Consider the following 16708-nt stretch of genomic DNA (forward strand, 5'->3'; position numbering starts at 1 on the left):
CAAAAATACCGAGCTGGTATAAGTTAAATCATAATAAAATTTTAATAGCTAAAAACAATGCAAAGGGAACAGATAATAGTTGTAAAGTTAGGTACAAGCGTACTAACTGGTGGCACCGATAAACTAGATAAAGCCCATATGGTTGAGTTAGTTCGCCAATGCTGCGAGCTTAAAAAGCAGGGGCATCAGGTTGTTATGGTATCGAGCGGCGCCGTAGCCGCAGGCCGTGAGCAACTATTAAAATCCTGTGGTACGAGCTTAGTGGATAAACAAATGTTAGCCGCCATTGGGCAGGGCCAACTTATTCATATATGGCAAAGTTTATTTGCCTTGTATGGTGTAAACGTAGGGCAAATGCTGCTAACACGCGCTGATGTTGATGACAGAGAGCGCTACTTAAACGCACGCGATACATTAACGGCCTTACTTAGTTACAACGTGGTGCCTATTATAAATGAAAACGATGCGGTGGCGACGAGCGAAATAAAAGTGGGTGATAACGATAACCTATCTGCCTTGGTGGCTATATTAGCTAATGCAGACAAATTACTATTACTTACCGATCAAGACGGCTTGTTTACCAGCGATCCGCGCACCAATGCCGATGCAAAGCTTATTGACGAAGTAACTCACATAAACGATGAACTGCGTCAACTTGCTGGTGGCAGCGGTACAAGCTTAGGCACTGGCGGTATGGCAACAAAGCTTCAAGCGGCTGATATAGCAAGGCGTGCAGGCGTTGAAGTTATTATTGCCAAAGGCGCTGGCAGCAACGTTATTTTAAAATGCATGAGCGAGCAATTACCGGGTACTCGCTTTTTAAAGTTAACTGCGCCTAAAGATGGTCGCAAAAAATGGTTATTAGCCGGGCCTAAAAGTAATGGGCAAATAGCAATAGACACAGGCGCTATTAGTGCGCTGCAAAATAATGGGGCAAGTTTATTGGCCAAAGGAGTCACTTGTGCCTTTGGGGATTTTGAGCGTGGTGATTTAATAGATTTGATTGATACAAATAACCAAGTAATTGCGCGTGGTTTAACCCGCTTTAGTCGCTCGGAGGTTAATAAAATTAAAGGCGCACATTCAAAAAATATTGCACAGTTACTTAGTTATGACGCAGGGGCAGAAGTATTGCATAGGGATGATTTGGTACTACTTTAATGCTTAGCTAAAAAGCATGTATTTTAATTAACTGTCTAATTATTTAGTAAAGTTATAGATTATGTCTATACTGGTTAAAAATTATTCAAATTGGGTGTGGCAATGCAAGCCAATTCATGTGGCCACGAGTGGGTAGTCGAACTCACTTGTCAGGAAGACGAAAGCCATTTAGATTCGGCTTTAATAGACGTGCTAGGTGACTTACTAAGCGTAAATAATTTTGCGATTTACATAAACAAGCACGTTACCTTGCAAGCCCCACCTATACTGATAAACACACACAGCAACTTAACATACTTAGAGCCCAATCAAGCCCAATTAATACTTAATAAAGCAACACCTAGTAAAACAAGAGTTATTCATACGACTGATGATGTAACAACATACATCCCGGTTAATCATAGCGATACTATTTTGGGTGTTTTAATTATTAAAACCAAGCAGTTAATAACCGATAGAATAAGTGCATTAGCGATGTACATTTTAAATGTGTATGCGAATCAATTATGGATTTTGCATAAGTCGCGGCTTGATCCTTTAACGGGGCTTTTAAATCGCCAAACCTTTGACAAAAAGGTAATGGAAATAGTCACCGGTAATGGTTTTTTATTACCCCGAGAGCAAGCAGATACAAAACGCTGTTGGTATTTAGCCATTGTTGACATTGATTTATTTAAAAATGTTAACGATACATTTGGCCATGTAGTTGGCGACGGTGTGATTGCACAAGTTGCTAAACTCATTAAAAATAATTTTAGAATTGAAGATTATGCTTTTAGATACGGAGGGGAAGAGTTTGCAATAGTGTTTCAGTCGCAAACAAATACAGATGCATTTAATGCACTCACTCGTTTACGACAGCGAGTAGCCAGTCATTATTTTGAGCACATACAGCAGTTAACAATTAGCATTGGCTTTTTAGAGCTGCAGAGCGCTGACACCGTTTCAAGCATAGTAAACCAAGCCGACATGGCGTTATATCACTCAAAAAAAACAGGACGGAATAAGGTGACATCATGTCACGAACTTACGCTCAGCAAAGAAGTCAGGATTTCTCAATAGTATTGAGCTTTTTTGATTGTAAAATTGTGCTAAAATCTGGCTCCTTAAATTGTTGTAGTCAGAGTATTAAGCATGAAATTCGTTCGTTGGTTTTTAGGTTGTATAATTTTATTCTTTAATTTTATATTTACTCCTCGTAGTAAAAAGCGTGCAAGCGAAGAGCAAGCCAAGCTTGATCTGCAAACCTCTCATTTCAAACTTTACCAATTTAAAGCATGCCCGTTTTGTGTGAAAGTACGCCGTGCTATTAAGCGCGAAGGCTTAAACATAGAAACACGCGATGCAAAAGACAATGAGCAATATCGTCAAGAGCTACTAGAACAAGGTGGCAAAATTAAAGTGCCTTGTTTACGTATAGAGCAAAATGGCCAAACTCAATGGCTTTACGAATCTAACGATATTATTGCGTACTTAAATAAAGTAGCTGCTTAAACGATTCATTTAATTTTTATCTCACTTATTTAAAGAGACATTATCATGACAATCCGTACTCGTGTTGCCCCGTCACCTACTGGTGACCCGCATCTTGGCACCGCTTATATTGCATTATTTAACTACTGTTTTGCTAAGCAGCAAGGCGGGGAATTTGTTCTTCGTATCGAAGATACAGACCAAGTACGAAGCACACCTGAGTCGGAACAAGCGATAATGGATAGCCTACGTTGGTTAGGTCTTGAGTGGGATCATGGCCCTGATGTAGGCGGTGAATTTGGCCCTTATCGTCAGTCTGAACGTAGCGATTTATATAAAAAATACGCACACCAACTTGTTGAGCAAGGCAAAGCATTTTACTGTTTTGCAACAAGCGAAGAGCTTGACCAAATGCGCGAAGAGCAAATGGCTGAAGGTCTGCGTCCTAAATACGACGGTCGTGGTTTAAACCACACAGAAGATGAAATTAAAGCTAACCTAGCTGCAGGTAAGCCTTACGTTATCCGTATGAAAATTCCAAGCGAAGGGACCTTTAAGTTCAACGACTACCTACGCGACGAAATTGAGATCCCGTGGGAAAACGTAGACATGCAAGTGCTATTAAAAGCCGATGGCTTCCCAACGTATTTCTTAGCAAATGTGGTAGACGATCACCACATGCAAATTAGCCATATTTTCCGTGGTGAAGAGTGGATTAACTCAGCACCTAAACTATTAAAGCTTTACGAAGATTTTGGTTGGGAAGCGCCAGTACTTGGGCACCTGCCATTATTACGTAACCCAGATAAGTCAAAGCTTTCTAAGCGTAAAAACCCTACAAGTATCAATTACTACAAAGAAATGGGTTACCTACCAGAAGCGGTACTTAACTACTTAGGCCGCATGGGCTGGTCAATGCCAGACGAGCGTGAAAAGTTCACACTTGATGAAATGATTGAACACTTTGACATGAAGCGTGTATCGCTTGGTGGCCCAGTATTTGACGTAGATAAGTTAAGTTGGTTAAACGGGACGTGGATCCGCGAAAACTTGACTGACGAAGAGCTTGTGCAGCGCTTTGTTGATTGGAAGTTTAATGGCGAAATGCTAGCTAAAGTATTACCAGAAGCTAAAACGCGTATTAATACGCTGTCGGATATGGTTGATTTAGCAGGTCATTTTGTAGGTGGTATTCCAACTTACGACCCAGCACTGTTAACGGCGGGCAAAGCCGACGAAAATGTAATACGCCAAGCGCTACAATTTTTTGTATGGCAATTAGAAGGCTTACGTAGTTTTGATAAGCCAGCTATTTTTGCCATTGCAAAAGAGGTTGCCACATTCCACGAGCTTAAAATTAAAGACTTTTTAGAACCAATATTTGTAGCAATCACGGGTAAAACGTCATCGACGTCGGTACTTGATGCAATGGAAATTTTAGGCTCTGACCTATCACGTGCGCGTTTACGTGTAGCACTTGCTCATTTAGGTATTTCTAAAAAGCAGGCTAAAAATATTGAGCGTGCTTACCGCACATACCCAAGCGCATAATCTTTAGTCATACTTTATAAAAAGCCGAGCTTATTAAGTAAGCTCGGCTTTTTTGTTTTAGGGAGCCAGTGTTAATTAGTTCTGGTATTACTGCATTTATTTCAAGTCGTAAGCTTGACCCGTACAAGTAACCGAAATGTCGCAATAAGATTGAGGAGTTTCTCTACAAGAATTAATAGTAAAGGCATTACCGCCTCTGCGCATTGCATCCGCTTTAAGTGAATCAATGGCACTTGATTTGGCGCGATTGTAACTAACGTTACTGTTTGCACCTCGGCCATCTCCATGACAGCTCTCGCCTACAATTCGGCCTAATAATGAAGCACCGCTTTCATGGGCTTGTTGGTCACTATAAAATTGATGCAGATCTCTTTTATTTACATAAGTACCAATTTCATCACCTAAAACATCGTTGTTTATATTGGTATGGTAAGTAACGCCAGAACACCCAGTTAGTGCAGTTAGCACACAGGTTACAGCAAAAATACGCAGCATAATGATTAATCCCTTAGTTATTGTTGGCTTAAGAACAAATTATCAATAAAAACAAAAGCAAGCAAAACAAAAACAAAAGTAAGTTGTATCATTTTGTAAGTGATTCGACCTCTCTTTAAATTTTTTCTGGTAGTATGGGTAAGTTATAAGCAGTTTAAGCAGTGAACAAACTATGTTAAGTCCTTACTTTCAGCAGCACGCTGATTATGTTTCTATCTCTCGTGAGCAAGGGTGTCGTTTCGCAAAGTGCGTTGCCGATGATTACAATCCACTTCATGATAAAGATGCCAAAAAGTTTTGCGCGCCAGGAGACTTACTTTTTTCTTTAGTGTTAGACCGCTACGGTATAAGTGAGCGAATGGAATTTACCTTTGCTGGCATGGTTGACGAAAATACCAAACTTAACTTTCCACAAGGGGAGGATGAGTTTGATGTAACCAACGGCGATAAAGTAATTTTAAAGGTAAAACGCGAAGGTAAAACCAGCAAATGCCCAACACTTACTAATAGCTTAATAAAAAACTATGTTGAGTTTTCTGGTGCAGCTTTCCCGCATGTCATTATTCCGTTAATGGGCAAGCAAGATGTAATGATTAACCCAGCGCGCCCTATGGTTATTTACGAATCGATGATTATTAATCTTGATGACATTAATATTCAAGCACCAACGCTTGAGTTTGCTGAGCCGAGCTTTGAATATACAGGTAAACGCGGCAAAATTACCCTGCGCTTTAACCTATTAGAAAACGGCGAAAAAGTTGGTTTTGGTGAAAAGCACATGGTGGTGTCGGGTATTCGTGAATACTGCCAAGCAACGGTTGATGACTTAATCGCATTTTATAATGAGCGAAAAGCGACCCTAAAACCAGTTTAAAATCAGCATTTAAATGAGGCGCTATTGATAGCGCCTTTTTTATTGCTAAAGCTCAGGTATAATGGCGCTCTTTGTTATTTTAAAGCTAAGCCTATGTCCGCTACATCATTTTCATCACTTAATCTCGACCCGTTATTATTAACAGCGATTGAGCAAAATAATTACACTACGCCAACCGCAATTCAGATTAAAACTATTCCGCCAATTCTCGCGGGCAACGATGTAATGGGCAGCGCACAAACTGGCACAGGTAAAACAGCAGCCTTTGTATTGCCACTACTACATAAGCTTTTAAATACACCAAAAAAAGATGAGCCAGGCATTGCCCGAGTGGTCATTTTAACGCCTACGCGAGAGCTTGCTCAGCAAGTGTTTGCAAGCTTTGAAAAATACGCTCAAGGCAGTAATGTTCATGGCGCTTTAGCGTATGGCGGCGCAAGTATTGGCCCGCAAATTAAAGCACTTAAAACGGCGCAAGTGATAGTGGCAACACCAGGTCGTTTGCTCGATCATATAGTTAAAGGCAGTGTGGTGCTTTCTAGTGTTGATTCATTAGTATTTGATGAAGCCGATCGCATGCTCGACATGGGCTTTATTGATGAAATAAAACGTATTTTGCGCCACATTCCAGGCGATCGCCAAACCTTATTGTTCTCAGCCACATTCGATGACAGCGTGTTTGAGCTAAGTAAAAAACTACTTAAAAACCCCGAGCTGATTGAAGTTGATAAGCGTAACTCAGCCGCCGTTGAAGTAGAGCAAATTATTTACGCAGTTGATGAAGACCGTAAGCGCGAACTTGTATCGCATATGATCGGCATGAAAAATTGGCGCCAAGTACTTATATTTACGCGTACTAAACAAATGGCCGATAAGCTTGCCAAAGAAATGTGTAAGGACGGTTTAAAAACAGAATCCATTCATGGCGATAAATCGCAAGGTGCGCGAGACCGTGCACTACAAAACTTTAAAGAAGGCACTACACGCGTATTAGTTGCCACTGATGTAGCTGCCCGTGGTTTAGATATTCCGGCGCTTAAATACGTAATTAACTTTGAATTGCCATACATAGCCGAAGATTATGTCCACCGCATAGGCCGTACGGGTCGCGCAGGCGAGCAAGGCCTTGCAATGTCGCTTGTAAGTATTGACGAGCAATGGTTACTTGAAGAAATTGAAGTACTGCTTGATACGCGTTTAGCACCACAATGGTTAGAAGGTTACGAGCCTGACTTAAACAAAGCCCCTAAAGATAACCGAAAAAACACCAATAAAGCGCGTAAAGATCGTGACAAAAAGCGTATTACAGGTAAAAGGGCACCAAGCAGACGACGAAAATAATAGCCAATAGCATGGGGCAGTTAATGCCCCATTTAGTGATAAAAAATTAGTTTTTAAATAGTATTTAGCAATTTTATACACATCCGCTGCGCTTATTTTAATGGTCTCTTTTACATAAAGCGGCTAAATAAATACCCCCCCCATTAAATAGCAATACTTTGTAAGTGTTTTTTCTTCTTACAAATGTGCATTATTACAGTTTAAATCTATACTTAATCTACGACTAATAGGTTGGTAGAGCGATGAAAGGTATTATTTTTACTGAATTTTTAGAAATGGTCGAAAGCACATTTTCACCTGCCGTTGCCGATCAAATTATTGTACAAAACGAACTGGATTCCAATGGGATTTACACCAGCGTTGGTAACTATAACAAGCAAGAGCTTTTAAAATTAGTGACTTCGTTGAGCAACATCGTCGATGTTCCAGTAGATGTACTGGTTAAAGAGTACGGAAAATATCTGTTAACACGCTTCTTGGTTTACTATCCACAGTTTTTTGAAAACCTCACTACCACGTTTGATTTTTTAGATACCATAGATAGGCACGTACATGTAGAAGTTGAAAAATTGTATACCGACGTTGAGTTACCTAGCTTTCAAACCAAGCGATTAAGTGATACCCAAATGCAGATGGTTTACCATTCGAGTAATCCCTTTGCAGTGCTCGCTGAGGGGTTAATAGAAGGTGCAGCCGAGCATTTTAAGGAAAATATCAGCATACGCAGCGATATCAGTGACGATCATCAAGTTGCTACATTTAACTTAACTCTGGTCGGTTAAATATGGATGTAGCTCTTTTACAGCGCAGATTAGAACGAGAGCGTTTGGCACGAAAAGAAGCTGAAAAACTACTTGAAGCCAAGTCGTTACAGCTTTACGAAGCCAATAAGGTACTCAAAGGTGCGGCTGAAAATTTGGAGAAGGAGGTTGCTAACAGAACTCACGACCTTGAACTGGCTAAACAAGATGCAGAAGCTGCGAATGAGGCTAAATCAGACTTTTTAGCAAACATGAGCCATGAGATTCGCACCCCGATGAACGCCATAATAGGCATGGCTTATTTGGCTTTAGATACTGAGCTTTCGGAAAAACAGCGCGACTATGTTGAAAAAATTCATTATTCGGCAGAGTCTTTATTAGGAATAATTAATGATATTTTAGACTTTTCAAAGGTTGAAGCGGGTAAAATAGAGCTAGAACAAAAAGAATTCAATTTTAATACCTTCCTAGAAAATCTTGTAAATATTATTAGCACGCTAGCATCACAAAGAAAAATTGAAGTGGTGTTTGATATTGACCCCTTACTGCCTGACTTTTTTATTGGTGATGCATTAAGACTCAACCAAGTACTATTAAATCTGTTAAATAATGCACTTAAATTTTCAACACGGGGTAAGGTTATATTAGCTGTAAAACTAGTTCAGAAAGTAGATAGTTATTGCAGTGTTGCTTTCTCTATTTCAGATAACGGCATTGGGATGACCCAAGCACAAGTTGACTCACTATTTAAACCTTTTACTCAGGCTGACGTATCGACAACCCGAAAGTTTGGTGGAACGGGGCTTGGTTTGGTAATAAGCAAAACATTGGTCGAACTAATGCAGGGCGATATTACAGTAAACAGCAAATTAAATAAGGGGAGCTGCTTTAGTTTTACTATTCCACTCAATTATTCGACTAAGCAAAATGAGTTTGACATATCACATATTAGAGCCAAGCGAGCACTTGTTATTGAGAGTTCAGATAGTCAGTTAACATCATTACAAACGCTGCTTTTAGGTTTTGAAGTAAAATTTGACACTGTAAATAACATCAACCAAGTATTAGACCGGCTAGGTATGCTTCATGATTACGATTTTATATTTATAGATTGGCGAACTTTAACTTTAAATCATGATAGTGCTGCGCAGTCTTTGCGCAATAAGCTTAAATTAAATGCAAAAAAGCTAATTGTAATAGCGCCTTGTGAAAATAAAGCGCTAAACGAAAGCCTACTAGGGTTTGGTAATAACACTTATAAAGTACTCATAAAACCAATAATTAAAAGTACTTTGCATAACGTACTTTTACAAATTATGCATATAAAAACACTAAAAAAACCAGAATCACAAGAGAGCTTAAATACACAAAACACACAACAAAAACTGCAAGGCATTCATATTTTATTGGTTGAAGATAACCCGCTCAATCAACAAGTAGCAACACAAATACTGCGTAAAAATGGCTTAATTGTTGATATTGCTAACGATGGCCTTGAGGCATTAGATGCGCTAAAACATAAAACTTACGATGGTGTGTTAATGGACTGCCAAATGCCTAGAATGGATGGTTATACGGCAGCCACAGAAATAAAAAAACAAGCAAAGTTTAAAAATTTACCCATTATTGCAATGACTGCTAATACAAGAGAAACGGATTTATTAAAGGCGCAAGATTGCGGTATGGATGGCTATATTTCAAAGCCCATTAAGGTTGAAAGTATGTTTGAAGTAATAGCAAAGTGGGTGTGTATTTAATTTTTGTTTTTGAGTTGTTTACTAAATAAGTTAGTGAGACAAAAAAGGCAAGCATTAGCTTGCCAAGAAGGGTGTAAATTAGTTTAACTTTATGCTATTTGTTTCTCAGCTAGGTTGAGCTCCATAGTTGCTTTTAATAAACGGTATAGGTTAATTGATGCGTCAATTTCTTCTTTACGGTTTGTTAAGCTTTCAATGTTTAAACCCAGTGGCACGTCTAGGTGTGCACAGCTTTTTAAAATTGAATCGAGATTTTCGCGGCAAATACGCACCGATTCACTCAAGGTGTTGTCTGCGTCAAGCATGCGCCATTTGGTCGCCTCTGGTACTGAAATACCCAACCACTGCATAAACTCTAGGGTTTTTTCACCGCCACATGGTGTAAACGTGAGTATAATACGTTTTGGTGTAACGCCTTGTGCCTTGCAGGTACGCGCGTAACTTGTTATTAAATCAATAGTAGCTTGAGCATTATAAACCGCTTGCGATATAAAAAACTGGCAACCTTGTGTTGTTTTTTCTATTAAGCGTTCGTGTTCATTGCGCTTGCTTGCATGTCGCTCTGCAATGGTTACGCCTCCTAAAAAGAAGTCATCACTTTGCTCAGCTAATGTTTTATAAGCGTCAGGCAGGCTTAGTTTAATATCACCTTCCGACGATGGGCTACCCACTAAAACGACATTTTTTAAATCAAACTCGTTTTTAGTTTCATCTAGCCACTCTTTAAATTCTGCTACACCGCGTTGCGCTACGCTTTTGTAGGTAATTACATCTAGGCGTGATAAGTCTTTTAGCAACTTACTGTACTCACGCGGATCAACCGTTTGTTTAAATGGAAACGGACGAGCCTGATTAGTACGGCTGCTCTCATCTTGAATATCGTAAATTACAACACCGTCGTATTCGATTTCGTGTAAGCGGCCTAATAGTTTTTCTGCAATGGTTTTTAACTGCGCTTTATCAGTGCCTATTTTGGGTGGCGTTGTGCCAATAAGATAAACACCTTGATTAGTGTCCTCAATTTTCTCTTGAAGTGATAAAGCCATAATCCTCATTCCAGCTCAATGGTTGATGGATTAAATATAGCAGCCATTTAGACGTCTAGATAGATTTTTTAAGTGAAAGTTTTTCAAGCAACGTGAGGGTTATTCATACAAAGGAGTTCCTAAATTAAGTGCATGACACAGTTGTTTACATAATAAAGCGACTGAGGGCTCTTATATTCATTGGCTTTGGGGCATAATTAGTAGTGAAATTGTAAATATTTTGACAACAACTTTGCTCAATTTACTAAAGGACAATTATGAAATTTAAATTATTAGCAACAAGCCTTGCGGTATCACTCGCTTTAACTGGCTGTGCAATGCAAAAAAATGAAACGACGCAAACAGCAAAACAAGAACAAATAAAAAAAGCTGATGACCGTGTTTTTTCACAAGATTACCTAATTGAAGAGCTTGAGAATGGCTTACGTGTAATGGTTGTAAAAACGGATTACCCTGATGTCGTTTCGCTGCAAATACCGGTTTCTGTTGGCTCGCGCAATGAAGTGGAAGCGGGTAAAACTGGTTTTGCTCATTTTTTTGAACATATGGTATTTAAAGGCTCTAAAAAATTTCCGCAAGACGAATACACCGCCATATTCAAAAATGCAGGGGTTGATAACCGTGCATACACTACCAACGATTACACTAACTACCATTTAAACTTTTCAAAGCAGCACCTTGATAAAGTACTTGAGATTGAAGCTGATATTTTCCAAAACTTAACCTATACCGAAGAGCAATTTAGAACCGAAGCATTGACGGTAAAAGGTGAGTACTTAAAAAATAACGCCAGTCCAATTCGTAAGTTGTTAAGTGCTGTGCGTGCAGAGGCTTTTGAAAAGCACACTTATAAACACACCACAATGGGCTTTTTTGAAGACATAGAAGCCATGCCAGACCAAATGGCTTACGGTAAAGAATTTTTTGATAAGTTTTATAAGCCAGAATATGTATCGCTAGTTATTGTGGGTGATGTTGACCCAAAAGCCACAATGGCAATGGTTAAAAAACACTGGGGTGGTTGGGAAAAAGGCAATTACGTTGCCGATATTAAAGCTGAGCCAAAACAGCAAGCTCCTAAATATTTGCATGAACAAAATAAAGCCTTGCCGGGGCATTGGCTATTGGTATCGTATAAGGGTGCTGCGTGGGAACCCGCTAAAAAAGACAGAGCTGCACTTGATTTAATCTCGCAGCTTTATTTTTCAAGTAACTCAGATTTATATCAAGAGCTCGTTGTTGATAAACAAATAGCGAGTCAAATGTTTACTTATAATCCAGAAACCAAAGATCCAGGCTTACTGCATGTATTTGTAAAAGTAGAAAACGCTGATGATTTAGCAAAAGCGCGTGATGCCATTAACCGCACTTATGCAAAAGCCAGAACAGAATTGGTCGATGCACAAAAATTAAGTGACTTAAAGTCTAACCTTAAATATGGCTTTATTAATGGTTTAGATTCTTCGCAAGCAATTGCATCAACGCTTGCAAGTTACATGCATTTTGAACGCGATCCTGAAGTAATTAACCAGCTTTATAAGTCGGCCGACAACATCACAGCAGAAGATATTAAAGCGGTTGCTAATAAATACTTTGTAGATAACACGCGTACTACTGTAACCATGTCGGCACTTGATAAAGCACCGGGGTTTGCAGAAGAGGCGAGTTTAAGTGCAGTAGTTGCAAAACTTGAACAAGCCCCAGAGGCACCTGTATTTAAAGTGCTTGATAAAACCAATAGCTCGCCGCTGATTGATGTAAACTTTTTATTTAATACAGGGGCTGCTGCTGATCCTCAAGGTAAAAAAGGTGTAGCTGCGCTTACCGCCGCAATGCTTGCTCAAGGTGGGTCGCAAAGTACCAGCTACAAAGAAATTCAAAAAGCGCTTTATCCGCTTGCAGGTAGTTTTGGTTACCAGATTGACAAAGAAATGCTGTCGTTCCAAGGGCGTATTCATAAAGATAACGCTGAAACTTGGTATGCACTTGTAAGCGAACAATTACTTAACCCAGGCTTTAGAGACGATGACTTTAAACGCCTTAAAAAAGAAATGATCGACGGTATTAAGTCAGGATTAAAAGCATCTAACGATGAAGAGCTAGGTAAAGAAGTACTCTACAGCACGCTTTACAAAGGCCACCCATACGAAAGCTACAACTACGGTGATATTTCTGATTTAGAAGCATTAACGCTTGATGATGTAAAAGCATTTTACAATTCAGAGCTTACTCAATCTAAACTAACACTGGGTTTAATTGGCGCCGTGCCAAAAGCGCTTAAAGCAAATATTATGAGCGATTTAGCAACCTTACCTAAAGGTGAAAAGAGCCGTTTAAGTATTCCTGATGCACCAGTACTTAAAGGTCATCATGCAACGATTGTAGAAAAATCAGCGCAATCGACGGCAGTGTCGTTTGGCTTCCCAATTGATACTATTCGCAGCAGCGAAGATTGGACTGCCCTTTGGCTTGTGCGTTCGTACTTTGGTGAGCATCGTAGTTCTAACTCATACTTATATGAACGAATTCGCCAAACGCGCGGTATGAACTACGGCGATTACGCATATATTGAATACTTCCCACGTGGTATGTTTCAAACTAAGCCTGATGCAAATTTAGGGCGTTCTGAGCAAATATTCCAAGTATGGTTGCGCCCACTTCGCTCTAACAACGACGCGCACTTTGCAACGCGTACCGCATTATTTGAGCTGGATAAGCTTATTAAAAACGGCTTAACCGAAAAAGACTTTGAGGCAACACGTAACTTTTTAATTAACTACGTGCCGCAGCTTGTAGCAAGTCAAAACCGCCAGTTAGGTTATGCACTTGATAGCGAATTTTATAACACAGAATCGTTTGTAAAATATGTAACAAGTAAACTTGAAAAGCTAACGCTTGCTGATGTGAATCGCGTGATTAAAGATAATCTACAAACCGATAACGTGCAGTACGTGTTTATTACCGGTGACGGTGAAGATATGAAAAAACGTTTAGTGTCAGAGCAAACATCGCCAATGGTTTACAACACAGAAAAACCAGCGGCGCTTGTTGCAGAGGATAAAGTTATTGCCGATTACGCATTAGCTATTCCGGCTAACAATATTGAAGTAGTGAAAGTTGACAGTGTTTTTAAATAAACCTTAAAAAAAGACTTGTAGATAATTAAAAGCCCCACGTTTGGGGCTTTTTTATAGCATTGAGCCAACCTTTATCCCTAACCCTAAAATTATTACTGCGCTTATTATGGCTATTAATGTGATATGGCCTCGTCGTTCTTTTTCTTTACGTTCTGACATTTTTTAGCGCCTCAACTCATTATAAAAAATACAGTGATCATCCCCAATATAAAGCTGACTACTGACGATAGTGCTAAAATTGAGGTTATATTACGCGTGTTTAAAGCTGGACTAACATCGCAAGAGTTAGTGTTATCTTCAAGTTTAATTAATTCACCTTGGCGTACTTCCAATACAGCACATAAAGCCATTGTTGTTTCTTTTGATGCTGCACCTTCTTTCTCTACCCGTTGAATTGTTCGTAAACTAACATCGCAGGCGTCAGCAAGTTGCTGCTGAGTCCAATTTAACTGGCCTCTGAGTGATTTAACAGTTGTAGGATTTAATTGCACGTTAAAGCTTCCCTACAAATAGTTCAACAATGGTTGCAGTTGCATAGCCAAACATTGCACCGCCTAATGCGCAACCAGCAATAAAAAAGAAAGCCTTTTTAGGATCGTCAGGAAGACTGCATTGAATTTGTTTGGCAACGACTTTTGCATCTTTATAAAGTGTGCACTCCATTCGCCCTGTTAGTATGTTGAGCATGTCAAACTTTACTTGGTACTGCGAGTTCTCAAAATCAAAAGAGTGGGTGCTTGTGCAATTTACATTGCGCTTTTTACTAAATAAATCATCGTTTATGTACACCTCTTCTTTACCAGTAAAGTAACTTCCAAAACAGGCTATTTGATTGTCGCCATCTTGAAAATAAAATTTATAGCCGAGTTTTTTAGTATTTAATATGTCGTTTTTCATCATCGTTATCCTTGTTGAGTTGATGATGCTAATTTAGCGTTTATTATTATTTTTTACGCCGTCATGAATATGCCAGTGAGCAGTTTGTCATATGACACTGTGTATGTCATGTGTGTTTAACTACTGATTTTAATGTGTTTTATTTGATTTTCGTTCAGGTTTAAAATGAGTGTTGCTGTCGTATCATTTTTATTCTTTGATTGAGTAAATAATAAATTTAAAGAAAAGTACGCATTTATTTTTGTCATAAAAACGCTAAGTACATATACTTTCAGACAATTATTCTTATAAGTCTGAAGGTAAGCGTGCTAGATGATAAATTATTTTTAAAGTTAGTTTTGGACACTATGCCAGAGCAGGTTGTTGTAATTAATAAAGAAGGAGAAATGGTTTTTATAAATAAAGGATGGCAAAACTTTGGTGAAGAAAATGACTGCTCATGCGGTGCTTGGGAAAAAGAAAATTATTTATTTACCTGTAAAAAGGCCGCAGACAACGGTGACGAAATAGGCGAAAGGGCATTGAAGGGAATTAATGCTGTTATTAATGCAGAGCAAGAAGCGTTTTATTTAGAATACCCATGCCATAGTGATGATGAAAAACGCTGGTTTATGATGCGCGTAGTACCATTTAAGTACAGTACTGATTTTTATTATGTAATTACGCATCAAAATATTACAGAGCGAAAGCTCGCTGAAGAAGAAGTCCAGAAACTGGCCAATATTGATGGGCTAACTGATATATTTAATCGTGGTTATTTTGATAGCTTTTTAGAGCAAGAATGGAATAGGTGCAAGCGTTTAAACATGCCTCTTTCATTGGCATTAATTGATTTAGATGACTTTAAGCTACTTAACGACACTTATGGCCATCAACAAGGTGATGAGTGTTTAAAACAAGTTGCGGCAGTCCTTAAGCAATATACAAAAAGACCCAGTGATATTTGCGCACGTTTTGGCGGAGAGGAGTTTGTACTTGTTTATGGCAACACAAACTCTGAGCAAGCAACAATAATTATTAATGCTATTGTAGAGCAGCTAAAGCAGCTTAATATTTGTAATGAGCTGTCATTACCAAGTAAAACACTTACTGTTAGTGTTGGGCTGGCAAGTGTTATTCCTTGTAACAGTTATAAAATACAAAATATGGTCAAAGAAGCCGATGACTTATTATACAAAGCAAAAACTGCGGGTAAAAATTTAGTATGTGCAGCCGATTTAACCGTGGTTGACTAAATTTTAAATACTTAGTTGTTAAATGTGCTTTGTTATACCTAATAACCAGAACAAATAACTAAGGCGTTAACACCTTGAGCTTTAAATCCGTTAGACTTAGCAAAAGGCTCTTTTTTATATCAATTTAAGGCAGTTCAGTATTATGCGTCATGAAATTTGGCAACAGCTTCGAAGTGAAGCAAATGAAGTCGTCACTCGCGAACCACTTTTAGCAAGTCATGTGTATTCATGTATTTTGAACCATGAGTGTTTAGGTTCGGCGTTAAGCTTTATTGTTGCTAATAAATTGGCGGATGCTGTTGTATCTGCATTTACTATTCGTGAATTATTCGATCAATCATTTGTAAAATGCGATCGCATGCTGTCTTTTGTCGCAGAAGACATTAAAGCTGTAAAAGATAGAGACCCTGCCGCAGAAACCTACCTGACTGTTATTTTAAATTTAAAGGGGTTTCATGCTATTCAGGCTCACCGTTTAGCTAACTGCTTGTGGCAGCAAAACCGTAAAGAACTGGCGCGTTTTATTCAAAGCCGTACCTCTGAGGTGTTTGGCGTAGATATTCACCCTGCGTGTCAGGTTGGTAAAGGCATAATGTTTGACCACGCAACGGGTATTGTTATTGGTGAAACGGCAGTCATTGAAGATAACGTATCAATACTGCAATCGGTTACGCTTGGTGGTACAGGTAATGAGCAGGGCGATCGTCATCCTAAGATTAGAGCGGGTGTGTTAATTGGCGCAGGTGCAAAAGTGCTGGGTAATATTGAAGTGGGTGAGGGCGCACGTATTGGTGCAGGGTCGGTGGTATTAACTGCTGTGCCACCTCATACAACGGCCGTTGGCGTACCTGCCAAAATTATTGGCAGACCTGAATGCCCGTGTCCTGCGCAAAGTATGAACCAAAACTTTTTAGCTACACCAGAGCCTGAAAACGAATCGCATACCAGCGCTATGCTGTGACATAGAATAAAAAATAAAA

Annotated in this window: 15 protein-coding genes; 11 read left to right on the top strand and 4 right to left on the bottom strand. The window is 39.1% G+C overall.

What is annotated here, in order from left to right:
• The first annotated feature begins 57 nt into the window (after window positions 1-57).
• From proB to gltX, 4 genes are all read left to right on the top strand, one after another.
• On the top strand, window positions 58-1161 hold the full coding sequence (gene proB, locus PMAN_RS02190) for a glutamate 5-kinase (RefSeq protein WP_010555800.1): 1104 nt from the start codon (window positions 58-60) through the stop codon (window positions 1159-1161).
• Window positions 1162-1263: 102 nt separating this feature from the next.
• The gene (locus PMAN_RS02195; RefSeq protein WP_010555801.1) at window positions 1264-2223 is read left to right on the top strand and encodes a GGDEF domain-containing protein; all 960 of its coding nucleotides are present in this window, start codon (window positions 1264-1266) and stop codon (window positions 2221-2223) included.
• 72 nt (window positions 2224-2295) lie between these two features.
• Window positions 2296-2655: a glutaredoxin family protein gene (locus tag PMAN_RS02200; protein ID WP_006791909.1), complete on the top strand. Its 360-nt coding sequence runs from the start codon at window positions 2296-2298 to the stop codon at window positions 2653-2655.
• 45 nt (window positions 2656-2700) lie between these two features.
• On the top strand, window positions 2701-4185 hold the full coding sequence (gene gltX / locus PMAN_RS02205) for a glutamate--tRNA ligase (protein ID WP_008130406.1): 1485 nt from the start codon (window positions 2701-2703) through the stop codon (window positions 4183-4185).
• Window positions 4186-4281: 96 nt separating this feature from the next.
• On the opposite strand, the gene PMAN_RS02210 is transcribed toward gltX, so the two are convergent.
• On the bottom strand, window positions 4282-4680 hold the full coding sequence (locus tag PMAN_RS02210) for a hypothetical protein (RefSeq protein WP_010555802.1): 399 nt from the start codon (window positions 4678-4680) through the stop codon (window positions 4282-4284).
• Between the two features lie 172 nt (window positions 4681-4852).
• Here PMAN_RS02210 and PMAN_RS02215 point away from each other — a divergent pair, with 172 nt between their 5' ends.
• The 4 genes from PMAN_RS02215 to PMAN_RS02230 all read left to right on the top strand — a co-directional run bounded on the left by PMAN_RS02215 (window position 4853) and on the right by PMAN_RS02230 (window position 9413).
• Window positions 4853-5554, top strand: a complete 702-nt coding sequence (locus PMAN_RS02215; RefSeq protein WP_010555803.1) for a DUF3581 domain-containing protein — start codon at window positions 4853-4855, stop codon at window positions 5552-5554.
• Between the two features lie 93 nt (window positions 5555-5647).
• Window positions 5648-6895, top strand: a complete 1248-nt coding sequence (locus PMAN_RS02220; RefSeq protein ID WP_033034913.1) for a DEAD/DEAH box helicase — start codon at window positions 5648-5650, stop codon at window positions 6893-6895.
• Window positions 6896-7137: 242 nt separating this feature from the next.
• The gene (locus PMAN_RS02225) at window positions 7138-7677 is read left to right on the top strand and encodes a heme NO-binding domain-containing protein (RefSeq protein ID WP_010555805.1); all 540 of its coding nucleotides are present in this window, start codon (window positions 7138-7140) and stop codon (window positions 7675-7677) included.
• Between the two features lie 2 nt (window positions 7678-7679).
• Window positions 7680-9413, top strand: a complete 1734-nt coding sequence (locus PMAN_RS02230) for a response regulator (protein WP_010555806.1) — start codon at window positions 7680-7682, stop codon at window positions 9411-9413.
• An 89-nt stretch (window positions 9414-9502) separates the two neighbouring features.
• Here the strand turns inward: PMAN_RS02230 and PMAN_RS02235 are convergent, their stop codons facing one another.
• On the bottom strand, window positions 9503-10459 hold the full coding sequence (locus PMAN_RS02235; RefSeq protein ID WP_010555807.1) for a methylenetetrahydrofolate reductase: 957 nt from the start codon (window positions 10457-10459) through the stop codon (window positions 9503-9505).
• Window positions 10460-10716: 257 nt separating this feature from the next.
• Here PMAN_RS02235 and PMAN_RS02240 point away from each other — a divergent pair, with 257 nt between their 5' ends.
• Complete coding sequence (locus tag PMAN_RS02240) at window positions 10717-13596, top strand: M16 family metallopeptidase (RefSeq protein WP_010555808.1); 2880 nt, start codon at window positions 10717-10719, stop codon at window positions 13594-13596.
• Window positions 13597-13766: 170 nt separating this feature from the next.
• On the opposite strand, the gene PMAN_RS02245 is transcribed toward PMAN_RS02240, so the two are convergent.
• Complete coding sequence (locus PMAN_RS02245; RefSeq protein ID WP_010555809.1) at window positions 13767-14087, bottom strand: helix-turn-helix transcriptional regulator; 321 nt, start codon at window positions 14085-14087, stop codon at window positions 13767-13769.
• A 1-nt stretch (window position 14088) separates the two neighbouring features.
• Complete coding sequence (locus PMAN_RS02250; RefSeq protein WP_033034915.1) at window positions 14089-14496, bottom strand: hypothetical protein; 408 nt, start codon at window positions 14494-14496, stop codon at window positions 14089-14091.
• Window positions 14497-14798: 302 nt separating this feature from the next.
• On the opposite strand from PMAN_RS02250, the gene PMAN_RS02255 reads away from it, so the two are divergent.
• Together PMAN_RS02255 and cysE are read left to right on the top strand one after the other, a co-directional pair.
• Window positions 14799-15728: a sensor domain-containing diguanylate cyclase gene (locus PMAN_RS02255; protein ID WP_010555811.1), complete on the top strand. Its 930-nt coding sequence runs from the start codon at window positions 14799-14801 to the stop codon at window positions 15726-15728.
• A gap of 142 nt (window positions 15729-15870) precedes the next feature.
• A complete protein-coding gene (gene cysE / locus PMAN_RS02260; protein WP_006791922.1) occupies window positions 15871-16689 on the top strand; it encodes a serine O-acetyltransferase in 819 nt (272 codons plus the stop codon).
• Window positions 16690-16708: the final 19 nt, after the last annotated feature.

This window comes from Pseudoalteromonas marina, from assembly GCF_000238335.3.
GTDB lineage: Bacteria > Pseudomonadota > Gammaproteobacteria > Enterobacterales > Alteromonadaceae > Pseudoalteromonas > Pseudoalteromonas marina.